This window comes from Agrobacterium larrymoorei (assembly GCF_037722385.1).
GTDB lineage: Bacteria > Pseudomonadota > Alphaproteobacteria > Rhizobiales > Rhizobiaceae > Agrobacterium > Agrobacterium larrymoorei_C.
The window spans coordinates 384,036-398,552 of sequence record NZ_JBBKAQ010000020.1 but is presented as its reverse complement, the minus strand read 5'-3'; the positions used below and the strand labels follow the sequence as shown (position 1 = coordinate 398,552).

Annotated in this window: 14 protein-coding genes and 1 other RNA gene; all 15 read left to right on the top strand. The window is 58.5% G+C overall.

What is annotated here, in order from left to right; genetic code table 11:
• Nucleotides 1-117: 117 nt before the first annotated feature.
• The 15 genes from WKI41_RS20885 to mraY all read left to right on the top strand — a co-directional run bounded on the left by WKI41_RS20885 (nucleotide 118) and on the right by mraY (nucleotide 14,517).
• A complete protein-coding gene (locus WKI41_RS20885) occupies nucleotides 118-858 on the top strand; it encodes a J domain-containing protein (protein ID WP_306934852.1) in 741 nt (246 codons plus the stop codon).
• Nucleotides 855-1,622 carry an N-acetylmuramoyl-L-alanine amidase gene (locus tag WKI41_RS20880; protein ID WP_340195346.1) on the top strand — a complete coding sequence of 256 codons (768 nt, stop codon included), beginning with the start codon at nucleotides 855-857 and terminating at the stop codon, nucleotides 1,620-1,622. Before WKI41_RS20885 ends, WKI41_RS20880 begins: the two co-directional genes overlap by 4 nt.
• A 246-nt stretch (nucleotides 1,623-1,868) precedes the next feature.
• Entirely contained in the window at nucleotides 1,869-2,405 is a 537-nt protein-coding gene (locus WKI41_RS20875; RefSeq protein ID WP_340195345.1) for a lytic transglycosylase domain-containing protein, read from the top strand.
• Between the two features lie 74 nt (nucleotides 2,406-2,479).
• Nucleotides 2,480-3,679 carry an FAD-dependent oxidoreductase gene (locus WKI41_RS20870; protein WP_340195344.1) on the top strand — a complete coding sequence of 400 codons (1,200 nt, stop codon included), beginning with the start codon at nucleotides 2,480-2,482 and terminating at the stop codon, nucleotides 3,677-3,679.
• A 74-nt stretch (nucleotides 3,680-3,753) separates the two neighbouring features.
• Complete coding sequence (locus WKI41_RS20865) at nucleotides 3,754-4,035, top strand: type II toxin-antitoxin system RelE/ParE family toxin (protein ID WP_340195343.1); 282 nt, start codon at nucleotides 3,754-3,756, stop codon at nucleotides 4,033-4,035.
• A gap of 53 nt (nucleotides 4,036-4,088) precedes the next feature.
• Complete coding sequence (locus WKI41_RS20860; RefSeq protein WP_340195342.1) at nucleotides 4,089-4,388, top strand: HigA family addiction module antitoxin; 300 nt, start codon at nucleotides 4,089-4,091, stop codon at nucleotides 4,386-4,388.
• Nucleotides 4,389-4,494: 106 nt separating this feature from the next.
• Nucleotides 4,495-5,688: an FAD-dependent oxidoreductase gene (locus WKI41_RS20855; protein ID WP_340195341.1), complete on the top strand. Its 1,194-nt coding sequence runs from the start codon at nucleotides 4,495-4,497 to the stop codon at nucleotides 5,686-5,688.
• Between the two features lie 84 nt (nucleotides 5,689-5,772).
• Nucleotides 5,773-6,175: RNase P RNA component class A (gene rnpB, locus WKI41_RS20850), an RNA gene on the top strand.
• Between the two features lie 390 nt (nucleotides 6,176-6,565).
• Nucleotides 6,566-7,006, top strand: a complete 441-nt coding sequence (mraZ, locus tag WKI41_RS20845) for a division/cell wall cluster transcriptional repressor MraZ (protein WP_340195340.1) — start codon at nucleotides 6,566-6,568, stop codon at nucleotides 7,004-7,006.
• Nucleotides 7,007-7,020: 14 nt separating this feature from the next.
• Nucleotides 7,021-8,046 (top strand): 16S rRNA (cytosine(1402)-N(4))-methyltransferase RsmH, encoded by a 1,026-nt coding sequence (gene rsmH / locus WKI41_RS20840; protein ID WP_340195339.1) that lies wholly within the window; start codon nucleotides 7,021-7,023, stop codon nucleotides 8,044-8,046.
• Nucleotide 8,047: 1 nt separating this feature from the next.
• Nucleotides 8,048-8,611, top strand: a complete 564-nt coding sequence (gene ftsL / locus WKI41_RS20835) for a cell division protein FtsL (protein ID WP_296015094.1) — start codon at nucleotides 8,048-8,050, stop codon at nucleotides 8,609-8,611.
• The gene (locus tag WKI41_RS20830; protein ID WP_340195338.1) at nucleotides 8,611-10,350 is read left to right on the top strand and encodes a peptidoglycan D,D-transpeptidase FtsI family protein; all 1,740 of its coding nucleotides are present in this window, start codon (nucleotides 8,611-8,613) and stop codon (nucleotides 10,348-10,350) included. The genes ftsL and WKI41_RS20830 overlap by 1 nt, the downstream gene beginning before the upstream one ends.
• A gap of 58 nt (nucleotides 10,351-10,408) precedes the next feature.
• Nucleotides 10,409-11,869, top strand: a complete 1,461-nt coding sequence (locus WKI41_RS20825; RefSeq protein WP_340195337.1) for a UDP-N-acetylmuramoyl-L-alanyl-D-glutamate--2,6-diaminopimelate ligase — start codon at nucleotides 10,409-10,411, stop codon at nucleotides 11,867-11,869.
• Nucleotides 11,866-13,299: a UDP-N-acetylmuramoylalanyl-D-glutamyl-2,6-diaminopimelate--D-alanyl-D-alanine ligase gene (locus tag WKI41_RS20820; protein WP_340195336.1), complete on the top strand. Its 1,434-nt coding sequence runs from the start codon at nucleotides 11,866-11,868 to the stop codon at nucleotides 13,297-13,299. Before WKI41_RS20825 ends, WKI41_RS20820 begins: the two co-directional genes overlap by 4 nt.
• Before the next feature lie 117 nt (nucleotides 13,300-13,416).
• Nucleotides 13,417-14,517, top strand: coding sequence for a phospho-N-acetylmuramoyl-pentapeptide-transferase (mraY, locus tag WKI41_RS20815; protein WP_296015068.1), 1,101 nt, complete (start codon nucleotides 13,417-13,419; stop codon nucleotides 14,515-14,517).

The window sequence follows — 14,517 nt, the reverse complement described above, 5'->3', positions numbered from 1 at the left end:
GCTGTTACGACGGTGTCAGACGATCAGCATAAAGCGCAGCTAAGATGACTAAAACTTAATGCTGAGCCGCCTTTATGCGTCTTGCAATCATACCATGGAGCCGTCATGCTTAGAGACATGATGTTCGATTTCGCCTGTTTGCAAATTTCATCCCTCTGGGAGCGGCTGCTCGGCGCGATCGGCGAGGCGGCTGGAAATGTGTTGGGCCGGGTGATCGAAGCGGTACGTACCGTCTTCGAAGGCGACCCTGAAACTCGCCGTAAGGTCTCGTTTTCCGTCGCAATCATCGCTCTTTCTGCCAAGATGGCCAAGGCCGACGGTGTCGTCAATGATGCCGAGGTGCGTGCTTTTCGCCAAATCTTTGATTTCCCCGAAGAGGAAGCCAAGAACGTAGCTCGACTCTACAATCTCGCGCGTCAGGACGTGGCCGGTTACGAAGCCTATGCCGAGCGGCTGGCAGGTCTCTGCGGCACAGGGCGCGAGAATTGCGAGATGCTGGAAAGCGTGGTCGATGGCTTGTTCCACATTGCCAAGGCCGATGGTCTGATCCACGAGCGCGAAATGGCATTCCTTGGCCGGATCGCGGAAATCTTCCGGATCACTGAGGACCACTTCGAAACAATCATGGCGCGCCACGTCCATATGGAGGGACGTGATCCCTACCGCGTGCTTGGCGTTTCCCCATCCGACGATTTCTCCGATATTCGCAAGCGCTATCGTCTGTTGGTGGCCGAGCATCATCCAGACAAGCTGATTGCCCGCGGCGTTCCGATGGAATTGCATGCGGCCGCGAATGAGCGTATGGCGGCTCTTAACGCCGCCTATGCGGCCATTGAGAGAGAACGCCGCGTCGCATGAGTGACTTCCTGCCGGATTATGCCGGTGCCCGCGTCCAGTCCTCGCCAAACCATGGCGAGCGGGTGGGGGTGAGCGCACCCGATGCCATCATTCTTCATTACACCGGTATGGAAAGCGCCGAGCGCGCGCAGGAATGGCTTTGTAATCCGGAGAGCCAGGTCTCCAGCCACTATCTTGTCTTCGAGGACGGGCGTATTGTCCAGATGGTGCCGGAAAGCCGCCGCGCTTGGCACGCAGGGAAAAGCTTCTGGGCGGGCGAGATCGATCTGAACTCGCGTTCAATCGGCATCGAGATCGCCAACGGCGGCCATCCTGCGGGGCTGCCGGATTTCCCTCAAGCCCAGATAGACGCCGTTGCTGAATTATGTCGTGACTGTGGCGGACGGTGGTCGATTGCGCCGGAGCGGGTGCTCGCACACTCCGATATTGCACTTGTTCGCAAGGTGGATCCGGGCGAGAAATTCCCATGGGACATCCTGTCGCAGAAGGGCGTGGGCCATTGGGTTTCACCTGCGCCGATCGGCGGCGGACGCTTCTTCCATCGCGGCGATAGTGGGCAGCCGGTCGAAGCGTTGCAGTCCATGTTGTCGCTCTATGGCTACGGCGTTGAAATTTCGGGCAGTTATTGCGAGAAAACCGAAGGTGCGGTGGCAGCCTTCCAGCGTCATTTTCGGCCTGCGCTGGTGGATGGGATCGCCGATTTTTCCACCATCGACACGCTTCACAGACTGATTTCGGAATTGCCGAAATTCAAAAGCGCGTAAGCGGTATTGCGATGAAACCGCTGTGATCGAAGCAGGTCTCAGGTGCGTTCTTTTGACCCTGCCACAGTAAATCCTTATTAGCCGACTTTAAACGCCGCATCGAAATGCGGCTGGCAGGGTCTTGTCCTGGATGCCGCCAATATCAATGACGAAGACTTCCCCGAGGATCGTCCCCGTGACTGTCTTGGAGCGCATGCTTGCGCGTCCATTACTGGATATCTTTGTGCCTGGAGACTATTTCTACTGATGAGAAGAGTGATTGTTGCTGTCTCGGTCTGCATGTCGATGCTGGCCGCGCAGACCGGAATTGTTGTTGCCAAGGATGACGTGAAAACCAAAACCGTGACGCTACAAACCTTTTTCCGTAAACCCGGTTACCCCATTCCTGAACGAACCCTTCCTGCCACGCTGAAGAACGATTACTCCGATCTCATCGTCAAATACGCCAAGCGTTACGGCGTGCCGACCAATCTGGCGCATGCGGTGGTTTCGGTGGAAAGCCGTTTCAATCCCAAGGCTCGCGGACGTGCCGGAGAGGTCGGGCTGATGCAGATCAAGCCTGCCACCGCGCGGATGATGGGTTATCGCGGCACGGTCAAAGCGCTGTACGATCCCGAAACCAATATCCGCTGGGGCATGCAATATCTCGCCACCGCACATCAATTGGGTGGCGGCGAAATATGCAGCACCATTTTGCGCTACAATGCCGGCCACGCTGCAACCCGCATGAACCCTGTGTCCAAGGCCTATTGCGGCAAGGTGCAAGCTCTTCTCCAGGGATGACAGGATTGGCGCGTTGGGGCTTCTTTCTGTAAACGGAGTTTGTTAGTTCAACGCTCTAAGTCAAGGAGCGCAGCATGACCGACTGCAGATATATCGTGATCGGGGCTGGAATGATGGGAGCGGCTGCGGCACGCCATCTTTCCTCGCAGACGGGTGGCGTTGCGCTGATCGGTCCCGCCGAGCCCGCGGACCGCAAGATGCATCAGGGCGTCTTCTCCAGCCATTATGACGAAGCACGCATCACGCGCGGTTTCGACGGCGACGCGGTTTGGGCAGAATTGGCAAAGCGCTCGATTGCGCGCTACGGCGAAATCGAGCACCAGAGCGGCATCCGCTTCTACCACGAGGTGGGCTGTCTCTTTACCGGCAACGGGCAAGGCCTTGGTGGCGACTACGTGGCGAGTGCCATGGATCGAAAAGACAGCATGGGGCTGACCATCGAGACCTACGAGCCGGACGCGCTGGCCTCTCGCTTCCCGATGTTCTCTCTGCCTGTTGACCATCGGGGCTGGTTTGAGCCGCGCAATGCCGGTTACGTCAATCCGCGTGCGTTGGTTCGAGCGCAGATAGCCATTGCCGAGCGGCAAGGCGCTTGCGTCCTTCGGCAGACCGTATGCAAGATCTTCGATAGCGGTTCTGGCGTTGTGGTCGAGACGGTGGATGGTCATCGGTTTACGGCAGAAAAGGTAGTTGTCGCCGCAGGCGGGTTCACCAACATGGCCGACATCCTGCCTTTGAAAGTGGACATGGCGGCAACCGGCCGCACCATCGCCTTCTTCGAACTGAACGAAGAAAAGCAAAAAGCTTTTGCCGGCATGCCCTCTACCATTGTGCTGGCAGAGAGCGAAGACGACATCGTCTACATCCTGCCGCCCGTGCGTTATCCCGACGGCAAGGTCTATCTGAAGATTGGTGGAGAAAGCGAGAAGAGCCGTATGGAAACGCTTGATCAAGCGATCCGCTGGTTTCATTCGGACGGAACGCCGCGCGAAGTGGATTTCCTTGTTCGTCGCGCTGTGGAATTGATGCCCGAGCTTGTCGGATGCCCTGTTACCTCCGGCTCCTGCGTCGCCTCAATTACCCGTACCAGTTACCCCTATATCGGCTACACATCGTCGTCCAACATCGCCGTGCTGACGGGCGGCAACTTCGTCTCGGCCAAATCGTCCGATGAGATTGGCCGATTGGGGGCGGTGCTTTTGCTTGAGGGGCAACTCGGCGAAGACGATTTTGCAGTGGAGATGGCGCCGGTTTTTTCTGACGACTCCGGTTGAAACGTATCTCTTATCGATACAATCCTTTGACTTTCTTTCGTATCTCTTTATGATACTATCATTGGGAGTGTGCGATGATCCGGTCGTTCAAGGATAAGCTTACTGCGTCTGTCGATGATGGATCGGTGAAAAAGGGTTTTCCGGCAGATATGGTCCGTCGCGCCCAGCAGCTGCTCATGGTTCTGGATGCTGCGGTCGCTTTGGACGACCTGCGTTCGCCGCCCGGAAACCATTTGGAGAAGCTGTCCGGCGATCGGCAGCGCCAGCATTCCATACGGATCAACAGGCAGTGGCGCATCTGCTTCGTCTGGACCGAAGGCGGGCCGGACGAGGTTGAGATTACGGATTACCATTGAGGTCCGACAGCTTTGAATCGTTCATGACAATTGGACCAAGGAGGGCAGCGCTCATGACAGTTACCAAATCACCGGCCATCCATCCGGGCGAAATTCTCCGGGAACTCTATCTTGAGCCATTGGATATGACGGCTTATGCGCTCGCAAAGCATCTGCACGTACCGCGTACTCGTATCGAACGAATCGTGGGGGAGAAGCTTGGCATTACGGCGGATACGGCGCTGCGACTGGCGAAGTTCTTCAACACAACACCGGAGTATTGGCTGAACCTGCAAAACGCTTTCGATATCAAAAGCGCTTCTGCGAAATTGGAGGTCGATCTTGCGGCCATCAAAGAGCGAGAAGCGGCGTAATGTTTTGCCCAGAACGTGCTTCCAAAAACCTCAGATGCCTCTGGCAGTGAATCAGGAAGCCGCTACAAGTCTTTGAACCAGAATCTTAAATCGGTTGAGAACAGTTATGTCAGCGCAGTTTAGATATATCGTGGTTGGTGCGGGCATGATGGGGGCTGCTGCTGCTCGGCATCTTTCTCTTGAAACTGATGGCGTTGCGCTGATTGGTCCTGCGGAGCCATCTGATATTCGTAATCACCATGGCGTTTTCGCCAGCCATTACGATGCGGCGCGTATTACGCGCACCATCGATGACGACGCGGAGTGGGCGCGGCTCGCCAATCGCTCGATTGCGCGCTACCAGGAAATCGAGCGTGAGAGCGGGATCGAATTCTATCAAGAGGTCGGTTGCCTGATCGTCGGCAAGGCGCGCGGCATGGGGGTGCCCTATATCGACAACATTTGTTCTGCGGCTGAAGCGCTGGGTGTGAACACCGACATTCTTGGCGACGCCGAGTTGAAGAGCCGTTTCCCTTACTTTTCCTTCGAGGCCGGGTGTGAAGGTGTTTTCGAGCGGCGCAACGCCGGGCACATCAACCCGCGTGAGCTTGTGCGGGCGCAAATCGTTGCTGCCGAGAAGCGTGGCATGACGCGTTATGACGATGTGGTGGTTTCGGTGCGGGACGAGGGTGGTCTGGCGATCGTGAACACGGCGTCCGGCAAAAGCTACAGCGCGGAAAAGGTGCTAGTGGCCGCGGGCGGATTTTCGATTGCGGACGGGCTTCTGCCACGGCCGCTTTCGATGGAAGTCTATGGTCGCACGGTTGCTTTCTTCGAAATCGACAAGGCCGAGCTTCCCGACTATGGCGAAATGCCCTCGCTGATTTACGAGCCGAGCGACGCGAGCAAGCACATCTATCTTTTGCCGCCAGTCGTCTACCCCGATGGTAAGGCTTATTTGAAGATAGGCGGAGAGCCGGAAGATATCGTTCTTGGCACGGATGCGGAGATCCGCGCCTGGTTCCGAGCAGGTGGCAAGCCGCAGGTACGGGACGCTCTTGCTGCAATCGTCGAGACGCTTGTACCCAAAATTGATGTTACACGACTGTCGATGGCAGCTTGCGTCACATCCTATACGCCGAGCGGCTACCCAGCGATCGGCTATTGCGGGTCCGAGCGGATTGCAGTTCTGACCGGGGGCTGCGGTGCAGCCGCGAAGAGTTCGGACGAGATCGGGCGGCTTGGCGCGGTGCTTTTGACGCAAGGTCATCTCAAGGACGAGGGATACGACGCCGACTTTGCCCCAGTCTTAGCTCAATAGCTCTGGCGGCTTCGTTGAGGGGCACGCTAACTGAGGCCGATTTTCCGTTGGCTTTTCATCCTGAACCCGTCTAAGGAGCGCGTGCCAGTTGGCCGGGCAGCCGCGCTTTACCAATGTCGAAAGACGGTAGGGTGAGGAAAGTCCGGGCTCCACGGAAACACGGTGCCGGATAACGTCCGGCGGGGGCGACCCTAGGGAAAGTGCCGCAGAGAGTAGACCGCCACCTTTAGGTGGTAAGGGTGAAAGGGTGGGGTAAGAGCCCACCGCGCCGCTGGTAACAGGGGTGGCATGGTAAACCCCACCGGGAGCAAGACCGAATAGGGATGACGTGGGGTGCTGTCAAAGCAGTGCCTACAGCCTGTTTCCGGGCGAGTCATCCGGGTGGGTTGCGCGAGGCGGCATGCAAATGTCGTCCCAGATGAATGGCTGCCACGTTCCGGGTCAAACCGGGGCCATACAGAACCCGGCTTACAGGCCAACTGGCGATTTTCCTCTTTTTCCTTGTCTCGTGTGAAGCCGATTCCGCTCGTCGGAATAAACGCTTGTTATCGCTCAATAAATTTCATTTCAACCTTCCGTAACGGAAGGCGGACATGGTGTGCGAGAAGCCTGCGAGTAAACCATTCGTTAAACTTAACGGGATATGAATATTCGAATCTGAAGTCGGTTCGCGCCGCCTTCTCCCATTGACGCCCATAGTGTCCCATGGTATCCCAAATGCACACCACAAGGGGTCGTGTTTTTGACCCGCAATCGCTGAAACGGAGACAAGGCCTTTCCAAGGCTGCAGGACTTTTGGTTCTGCCGCTCAGCGATTTGTCGTGCGTATCGGTGTCGCCTGAGCATGCGGCTTCAGGCGTTTCTGGCGAGTTGTCATATGGGGCGCTTTTTATCGAACGTGACGAACAGGATCGACGCCAAGGGGCGCGTTTCGGTTCCGTCGGCGTTTCGTTCGGTGCTGGCGCAACGCGATATCCAGGAGCTTTATTGCCTTCAGGATTTCGCTTTTCCGGCCATCAGCATTGGCGGGCCGGACCTGTTGGATCGCTACGAGCGGCAGATCGCGTCAATGGACGCGTTTTCGCCGGAAGCCAATGCAATGTCGCTGCTGGTTCACGGTGGCGGCGTGTTCATGAAGCTCGACGGGGAAGGGCGGTTGATGGTCACGGATTTCATCCGCGACTTCACCGATATTTCCACCGAAGTGACCTTTGTTGGTCGGGCGGATCATTTTCAGTTGTGGCAGCCGGAAGCGTTTCACGAGGCGCAGACGGCAGCAAGAACGGGGCGCAGTTTTTCTGCTGTTCGTCCCGTCTAAGGCGGGGACACGGAATGGCGGCGAATTCTGGCGGACGATTTTCTGATGCCGGTGGCGGACCTGTTCGCCACATTCCGGTCCTCCTTCGCGAAGTTCTAAACGCGCTCGATCCCGCCGAAGGCAAGATCATTCTCGACGGCACATTCGGCGCTGGCGGCTACACCCAGGCGATCCTTGATCGCGGTGCCCATGTCATCGCTCTCGACCGAGACCCGACGGCCATTGCCGCCGGCCAACCGATGGTGACGGCCAATGGCGGACGTCTTTCTCTCATTCAATCGCAGTTTTCCAATCTGGCGGCACATGCTCCAGCCGAAGGCCTGGATGGCGTGGTGCTGGACATCGGCGTCTCCTCCATGCAGATCGATGAGGCCGAGCGCGGCTTCTCCTTTCAGAAGAACGGCCCGCTCGACATGCGCATGTCCGCATCCGGCGTCTCCGCTGCCGATGTCGTCAATCGCTGCAAGGTCGGCGATCTGATCCGCATCTTCGGCTTCCTCGGTGAGGAAAAGCAGGCGGGTCGTATTGCGCGCGCCATCGAGAAGAAGCGTGCCGAGGAGCCTTTCCGCACCACCCGTGATCTTGCCGGGCTGATAGAAATCGTCACGCCCCGCAAGGCGAAGGACAAGATCCATCCCGCAACCCGTGTTTTCCAGGCGCTGCGCGTCTTCGTCAATGACGAGCTGGGCGAGCTGGCCAAGGGGTTATTTGCTGCCGAGCAGGTATTGAAGCCCGGCGGTCGTCTCGTGGTCGTTACTTTCCACTCGCTGGAAGATCGCATCGTGAAGAAGTATTTCGCTGATCGTTCCGGCCGTGCGGCAGGGTCCCGTCACATGCCGATGGTCGAAGACAAGCCGGCAATCTTCGATGCGCTGGGCAAGCCGATGATCGCTGCAAGCGAGGAAGAGGCGGAGACGAATCCGCGCGCCCGTTCCGCCAAGCTGCGTGCGGGTATTCGCACCAACGCTGCCGTCCGTTCGCCGGACATGTCCATTTTCGAACTTCCCGATCTCGCCAGCCTTGAAAAGATGGGAGGCTGATATGCTGCGCACACTCGACCTCATTCTCGTCGGCGTGATGGTGGCAGCAGCCGTCGTCACCTATTCCATCAAGCATCAGGCCGATCTCAAGCTTGAATCGGTCAAGAAGCTCGAAGCCGAGATCAGGCTAGAGCGCGACACGATCGATCTGCTGCGGGCCGACTGGGCGCTTCTAACGCAGCCGAACCGCCTGCATCGTCTCGTGAACGCCTATCAGGCCGATCTTCAGTTGGCGCCCACATTGCCCACGCAGCTGGCGCAGCCGCAGGAACTGCCGATGCTGCGTTCGCAGCTGCCTCAGCCGCCAGAGCCTGAAGGCATGAGCGTCGAGGACGTGATTGCTGCGGCCGTCAATGGTTCGAAGCCTGGCGCCACACTTGGTGGTGCCAAGCCGAAATCTGCGCCTGCCGGCCAGATTGTCGCCACTGGCGGCAAGCCTGTTCCAGCACCGGCGCCGCGCTCTCATGTGGCACGCGCGCCGAAGCAGCCGATGCCTGCGCCAAGAGCGCCGGTTGGCGACGAGTCTGGCGAAATGGATGAAACGATAACAGGATCGGTGGACTGATGTCTTTTCTCTCCCGCGTCATGGTTTTGAAGAGCAAGGCCCATTTCTCCGCCAGCACGATTGGCGGAGCGGACCATGCTGCGTTTGACGGTGCGCGCAAGAGGCGCGCTTCGCAGGCAAAAAGCCGCGTCGGCCTTTTGATCTTCGGCTTCGTCTGCTTTTACGGCGTCATCGGCGGTCGTCTGGTGCAATATGGTCTGGCCCAGCAGGAAACAGTTTCCAGCATTGCGCCTGCCGACAGGCTGATGGCCTCGCGTCCCGACCTTCTGGACCGCAATGGCGAAGTGCTCGCCACCGATATCCGCACCGTGTCGCTCTTTGCCGAACCGCATCGCATCGTCGATGTCGACGAGGCAATCGAGAAGCTGCGCACGGTTCTTCCCGATCTCGATACGCGCGGCACCTATCAGAAGCTGACCTCCAGTTCACGCTTCCAGTGGCTGCGCCGTCAGTTGACGCCGAAGCAGCAGAGCCAGATTTTGGCGCTCGGCATTCCTGGCATCGGCTTTCGCCCTGAGAAACGTCGCTTCTATCCCGGTGGCCCGACAGCGGCGCACGTCATCGGCCATGTCAATATCGATAACCGCGGCGTTGCTGGTATGGAGCGCTATCTGGACAGCCAGGGTCTTGCGGATCTAACTGCGCTTGGGATGACCTCCGACCAGCCGCTCGAGCCGGTGAAGCTGTCCATCGATCTGCGCGTGCAGGCGATTGTGCGTGAAGTCGTCGCCAATGCGATCCAGAAGTTCCAGGCGATCGGGGCAGGCGCTGTCGTCATCAATGTCCATACGGGCGAAATCCTCGCGATGGCCTCTCTGCCGGATTACGATCCGAACAACCCGGCGGAAGGTGCAAAGGAAGGCTGGCTGAACCGCATGTCGAACGGCACGTTCGAAATGGGTTCGACCTTCAAATCCTTCACCATCGCCATGGGGCTGGACGAGGGCGGTGTGAACCTGGGTTCAACCTTCGATGCTCGCTTCCCGATCCGCATCGGTGGCTTCACCATCAAGGACTTCCACGGCAAGGGGCGTGTGCTCTCAGTGCCGGAAATCTTCCAGTATTCGTCCAACATCGGTACGGCAAAGATCGCCGATACTGTTGGGACCGACGGACACAAGGAATTCCTGACACGTCTCGGTCTTCTAACAAGGATGCAGACGGAGTTGCCGGAAGTGGCCATGCCGACGCAGCCGCGCCAGTGGAAGAAGATCAACTCGATTACGATTTCGTTCGGTCACGGCGTGTCGACCACTCCGCTGCAGACGGCGATTGCCGGTGCGGCGCTGGTTAATGGCGGCAAGCTGATCGAGCCGACTTTCCTGCCGCGCACGGTCGAACAGGCCGATGCGGTGGCCAAGCAGGTGATCAAACCCACGACCAGCCGCGACATGCGCTTCCTGTTTGAATGGAACGGCGTCAATGGCTCGGGCCGTAACGCGCGCGTCGAAGGTTTCAATGTGGGCGGCAAGACCGGCACCGCCGACAAGGTGGTCAACGGTCGCTACGTGCACGACAAGAACTTCAACGCCTTCCTTTCAGCCTTCCCGATGGAAAAACCTGAATATGTGGTGCTTTCCTTCATCGACGAGCCGAAGACGGACAAGGGCAATGGCGCTGCACTTGCAGGCTCTTCCGCGGCTCCGATGGTACACGACATCATCACCCGCTCTGCGGCGATCCTTGGCGTGAAGCCGAAGTTCGGCAAGGATGGCTCGGCCTTGCTCGTGTCTTATTGATTGGTACAGCTTATGATGGACCGGCGATTCGCGTCGGGGGGACATGACGGACACATCAATGAATTTGCGAGATCTATCGGGACAGTCGTTTCCGGAACTGAATGAATTGCTTCGGAGCCATGCCGGAGCGCTGACCATCACCTCGATCACGGCTGATAGCCGCAAGGTCGAGCCGGGCGCGCTCTTCGTCGCTGTTGCCGGCAACAAGGCGGATGGCGCGAGTTTCGTGCAGGATGCGGTTGCCAAGGGTGCAGTCGCGATCGTTTCCGGCCAGTCCGTTTCCGCAGATGTGCCGGTTCTTGTCGTCTCCGATCCAAGATTGTATCTCGCGCTCGCTGCCGCCCGCTTTTACGGGAGGCAGCCCGAGACGATGGTCGCCGTCACCGGCACGGCCGGCAAGACTTCTGTTGCGTCCTTTACTCGTCAGATCTGGGCCTTTGCCGGTCATCCAGCCGCGCAGATCGGCACGACTGGCGTGATTGCGCCGGGCCGCGAAGATTACGGTTCGCTAACCACACCCGATCCTGTTTCTCTGCATGCGCTTCTGGCCGAATTGGCGTCGGAAGGCGTTACCCACGCCGCGATGGAAGCCTCCAGCCACGGTCTCGATCAGCGTCGCCTGGACGGCGTCAAGCTCTCCGCTGCCGGTTTTACCAATCTCGGTCGCGATCATATGGATTACCATCCGACGGTCGAGGACTATATGGCGGCCAAGATGCGGCTGTTCGATACGCTTCTGCCAAAGGGTTCGCCGGTGGTGATATTTGCCGACGATCCGTGGTCCGCGCAAGCAATCGACGTGGCGACCAAGGCTGGTCATGATGTGCGCACTGTTGGCCGTAAGGGCGAGTATCTGGCGCTGAAGCGCGTTGAGCATTTCCGTCACAAGCAGATGATCGAAGTTCATCACGAAGGCGCAATCCACGAGGTGGACATCCCGCTCGCAGGAGATTTCCAGGTGGCCAACGCGCTCGTATCGGCCGGTCTCGCCATGTCTACCGGCATTCCGGTCGCGGTGGCGATGAAGGCGCTCGAAAAGCTGATCGGCGCCGCGGGGCGTCTGGAACTGGTCGGACAGACGAAGAACGGCGCGCTCGCCTACGTGGATTATGCTCATAAGCCCGATGCGCTGGAAAACGTCCTGACGTCTGTGCGCCCCTTCACCTCGGGCCGTATCATCACCGTCTTCGGCTGCGGCGGCGACCGTGACAAGGGCAAACGCCCGATCATGGGCGAGGTCGCCACGCGGCTTTCCGACGTGGTGATCGTCACCGACGACAATCCGCGCTCCGAGGAGCCGGCCACCATCCGGTCCGAGATCATGGCAGCAGCCCCGGGCGCATTGGAAATCGCAGACCGCGCAGAGGCGATCCGCCATGCCGTGTCGATGCTGGGGAATGGAGACACATTGATCGTTGCGGGCAAGGGGCACGAGGAAGGTCAGATTATCGGCGGCGTAACGCTGCCGTTTTCGGACCATGAACAGGTGCGTTCGGCGCTGGAAGGATTGAAGATTTGAACTGGTTATGGACAGTTGCAGACATGATTGCCATCACGGCGGGACGTCCGGTCGGCAATCTGCCGCAAGGTATTACAGGCATTTCCATCGACAGCCGCACGGTGCAGCAGGGCGAGGCCTTCTTCGCCATCAAGGGCGATCGCGTCGACGGCCATGATTATGCGAGCTTTGCCGTTGCCAATGGCGCAAGCCTTATGGTGGTCTCCGAAGCGAAGCTGCCGGCTCTCGGTCGTCTGACGGTTCCAATGATCGTTGTCGATGACGTGCTGTCCGCGCTGGTCAAGCTTGGTATTGCTGCGCGCGAAAGAACCTCGGCACGCATCATTGCCGTCACCGGCTCTGTCGGCAAGACTACAACCAAGGAAATGCTGCGGCAGGTGCTGGCCCCGTCGGGCAAGGTGCATGCCGCGGTTTCCTCCTTCAATAATCACTGGGGCGTGCCGTTGACGCTGGCGCGTATGCCCGCCGATACCGAATTCGGCGTGTTCGAAGTGGGCATGAACCATCCGAACGAAATCCGTCCGTTGGTGAAGCAGGTGAAGCCGCATGTGGCGATTATCACCACGATTGCTGCGGCGCATCTTGGCAACTTCACCAGTCTCGAAGAAATTGCAGATGCCAAGGCGGAAATATTCGAGGGCGTTCTGCCCGGCGGTGCGGTGATTCTGAACCGCGACAATGCGCAGTTCGAACGGCTGGAAGCGGCGGCTATCAATGTCGGCATCGACCATATTCTGACCTTTGGCCAGCATGCCAAGGCCGATTTTAGGCTTGCCGATTTCGAAAGCACGCCAAACGGCTCAACCATCTGGGCGATCATCAATGGCGAGACCAGCGAGTTGAATATCGGAACGCCGGGTCGTCACGTCGCAGAAAATGCGATGGCCGCTCTTGGCGTCGTCGCCGTGACAGGCGCCAATCTGGATCGCGCTTTCGATGCGCTCGGCGCGCTTCGACCCGTCAAGGGTAGGGGAGAGCGTCACCGTCTCTCGGTTGGCGATGGTTCGTTTCTCCTGATCGACGAGAGCTACAACGCCAATCCCGCGTCCATGCGCGCGGCGATCGCGCTTCTCGCGCAGGCTGAAGTGCGCGGTAACGGCCGACGCATCGCAGTTCTCGGCGACATGCTGGAGATGGGCGAATTTGCCGCGGAAGTGCACGAAGAGCTCTCCGGGCCAATCCTGTCTGCCGGCATAGAACATGTCTGGCTCGCCGGAGAATCGATGGCCTATCTTCGCGACGCGCTGCCGGAAAGCGTCAATGTGTCCTGGTTCCCGACGACCGCGGAACTGGCGGAATTCGTGTTGAAATGGGTGCAGCCGGGCGATGTGGTGATGATAAAATCGTCACTTGGCATTGGTTTCGGCAAGATTGTCTCGGCTCTTCTTGACAAGTATCCGGCATTCCCCGAGACGGAGCGCCAGAATTAGAAAGTCTGAAAGTCCGAAATCCTCGGCTTTCTGCACTCGATACGGAAACAAGGACTTCGAAGCGGCACCGGTTTTACCTCCTGCCCGCCGCTTCGACCGCCTTTCGAAAGGGCAAACATGCTGATCTGGCTCGTTGAACTGTCGGACAAAATTCAAATCTTCAACCTGTTCCGGTACATCACGTTCCGCGCGGGTGCAGCGCTCTTCACCTCCGCGCTGATCGTCTTCCTGTTCGGACCTGCCATCATCAATTCGTTGCGCATTCGCCAGGGAAAGGGGCAGCCGATCCGTGCCGATGGACCGCAGACGCACTTCAAGAAGGCCGGCACGCCGACCATGGGCGGGCTGATGATCCTAGCCGGTATCCTGGGTGGATCATTGCTCTGGGGCGATCTGTCGAATGTTTATGTCGTTGCCGTTCTTTTGGTGACGCTCGGCTTCGGCGCCATCGGCTTTTATGACGACTACCTGAAGGTGACGAAACAGAGCGACAAGGGCTTTTCCGGCAAGGCGCGTCTCGGCATCGAATTTGTGATTGCTGCCATCGCCACCTTCTTCATGATGCAGATTGCGTTAGCCACCGCTCCGCATGGCGGAACGCTTGGAAGCTCGGTCGCCTTTCCTTTCTTCAAGGAATTCGTCATCAACCTCGGCTACTTCTTCGTTCTCTTCGGTGCCTTTGTCATTGTCGCCGCCGGTAATGCGGTGAACCTGACCGACGGCCTTGACGGTCTTGCGATCGTGCCGGTGATGATTGCAGCCGCGACCTTCGGTGTGATTTCCTACCTCGTCGGTAATGCGATTTTCGCGAACTACCTTCAGATCAATTTCGTCCCCGGAACGGGCGAGCTTGCCGTCATTGTCGGTGCCGTCATCGGTGCCGGTCTCGGCTTTCTCTGGTTCAATGCACCGCCGGCTGCCATTTTCATGGGTGACACAGGCTCTCTGGCGCTTGGTGGCCTGATCGGCTCGATCGCCGTTGCGGTCAAGCACGAGATTGTCATGGTCATCGTCGGCGGTCTCTTCGTCATGGAGACGCTCTCCGTCATCATTCAGGTCTTCTGGTTCAAGCGCACCGGCCGGCGGGTTTTTCTGATGGCGCCAATCCACCACCATTTCGAAAAGAAGGGTTGGACGGAAAGCCAGGTGGTCATCCGCTTCTGGATCATCTCCGTCGGTCTTGCCATGCTCGGCCTTGCCACGCTGAAGCTGAGGTAA

What these genes read in the sequence shown, in the direction of transcription:
- WKI41_RS20865 (WP_340195343.1), top strand. Translation starts at nt 3,754, where the DNA reads ATGATCCGGTCGTTCAAGGATAAGCTTACTGCGTCTGTCGATGATGGA.
- mraY (WP_296015068.1), top strand. Translation starts at nt 13,417, where the DNA reads ATGCTGATCTGGCTCGTTGAACTGTCGGACAAAATTCAAATCTTCAAC.
- WKI41_RS20885 (WP_306934852.1), top strand. Translation starts at nt 118, where the DNA reads ATGATGTTCGATTTCGCCTGTTTGCAAATTTCATCCCTCTGGGAGCGG.
- WKI41_RS20870 (WP_340195344.1), top strand. Translation starts at nt 2,480, where the DNA reads ATGACCGACTGCAGATATATCGTGATCGGGGCTGGAATGATGGGAGCG.
- WKI41_RS20875 (WP_340195345.1), top strand. Translation starts at nt 1,869, where the DNA reads ATGAGAAGAGTGATTGTTGCTGTCTCGGTCTGCATGTCGATGCTGGCC.
- WKI41_RS20880 (WP_340195346.1), top strand. Translation starts at nt 855, where the DNA reads ATGAGTGACTTCCTGCCGGATTATGCCGGTGCCCGCGTCCAGTCCTCG.
- WKI41_RS20860 (WP_340195342.1), top strand. Translation starts at nt 4,089, where the DNA reads ATGACAGTTACCAAATCACCGGCCATCCATCCGGGCGAAATTCTCCGG.
- rsmH (WP_340195339.1), top strand. Translation starts at nt 7,021, where the DNA reads ATGGCGGCGAATTCTGGCGGACGATTTTCTGATGCCGGTGGCGGACCT.
- WKI41_RS20830 (WP_340195338.1), top strand. Translation starts at nt 8,611, where the DNA reads ATGTCTTTTCTCTCCCGCGTCATGGTTTTGAAGAGCAAGGCCCATTTC.
- ftsL (WP_296015094.1), top strand. Translation starts at nt 8,048, where the DNA reads ATGCTGCGCACACTCGACCTCATTCTCGTCGGCGTGATGGTGGCAGCA.
- WKI41_RS20855 (WP_340195341.1), top strand. Translation starts at nt 4,495, where the DNA reads ATGTCAGCGCAGTTTAGATATATCGTGGTTGGTGCGGGCATGATGGGG.
- WKI41_RS20825 (WP_340195337.1), top strand. Translation starts at nt 10,409, where the DNA reads ATGAATTTGCGAGATCTATCGGGACAGTCGTTTCCGGAACTGAATGAA.
- mraZ (WP_340195340.1), top strand. Translation starts at nt 6,566, where the DNA reads ATGGGGCGCTTTTTATCGAACGTGACGAACAGGATCGACGCCAAGGGG.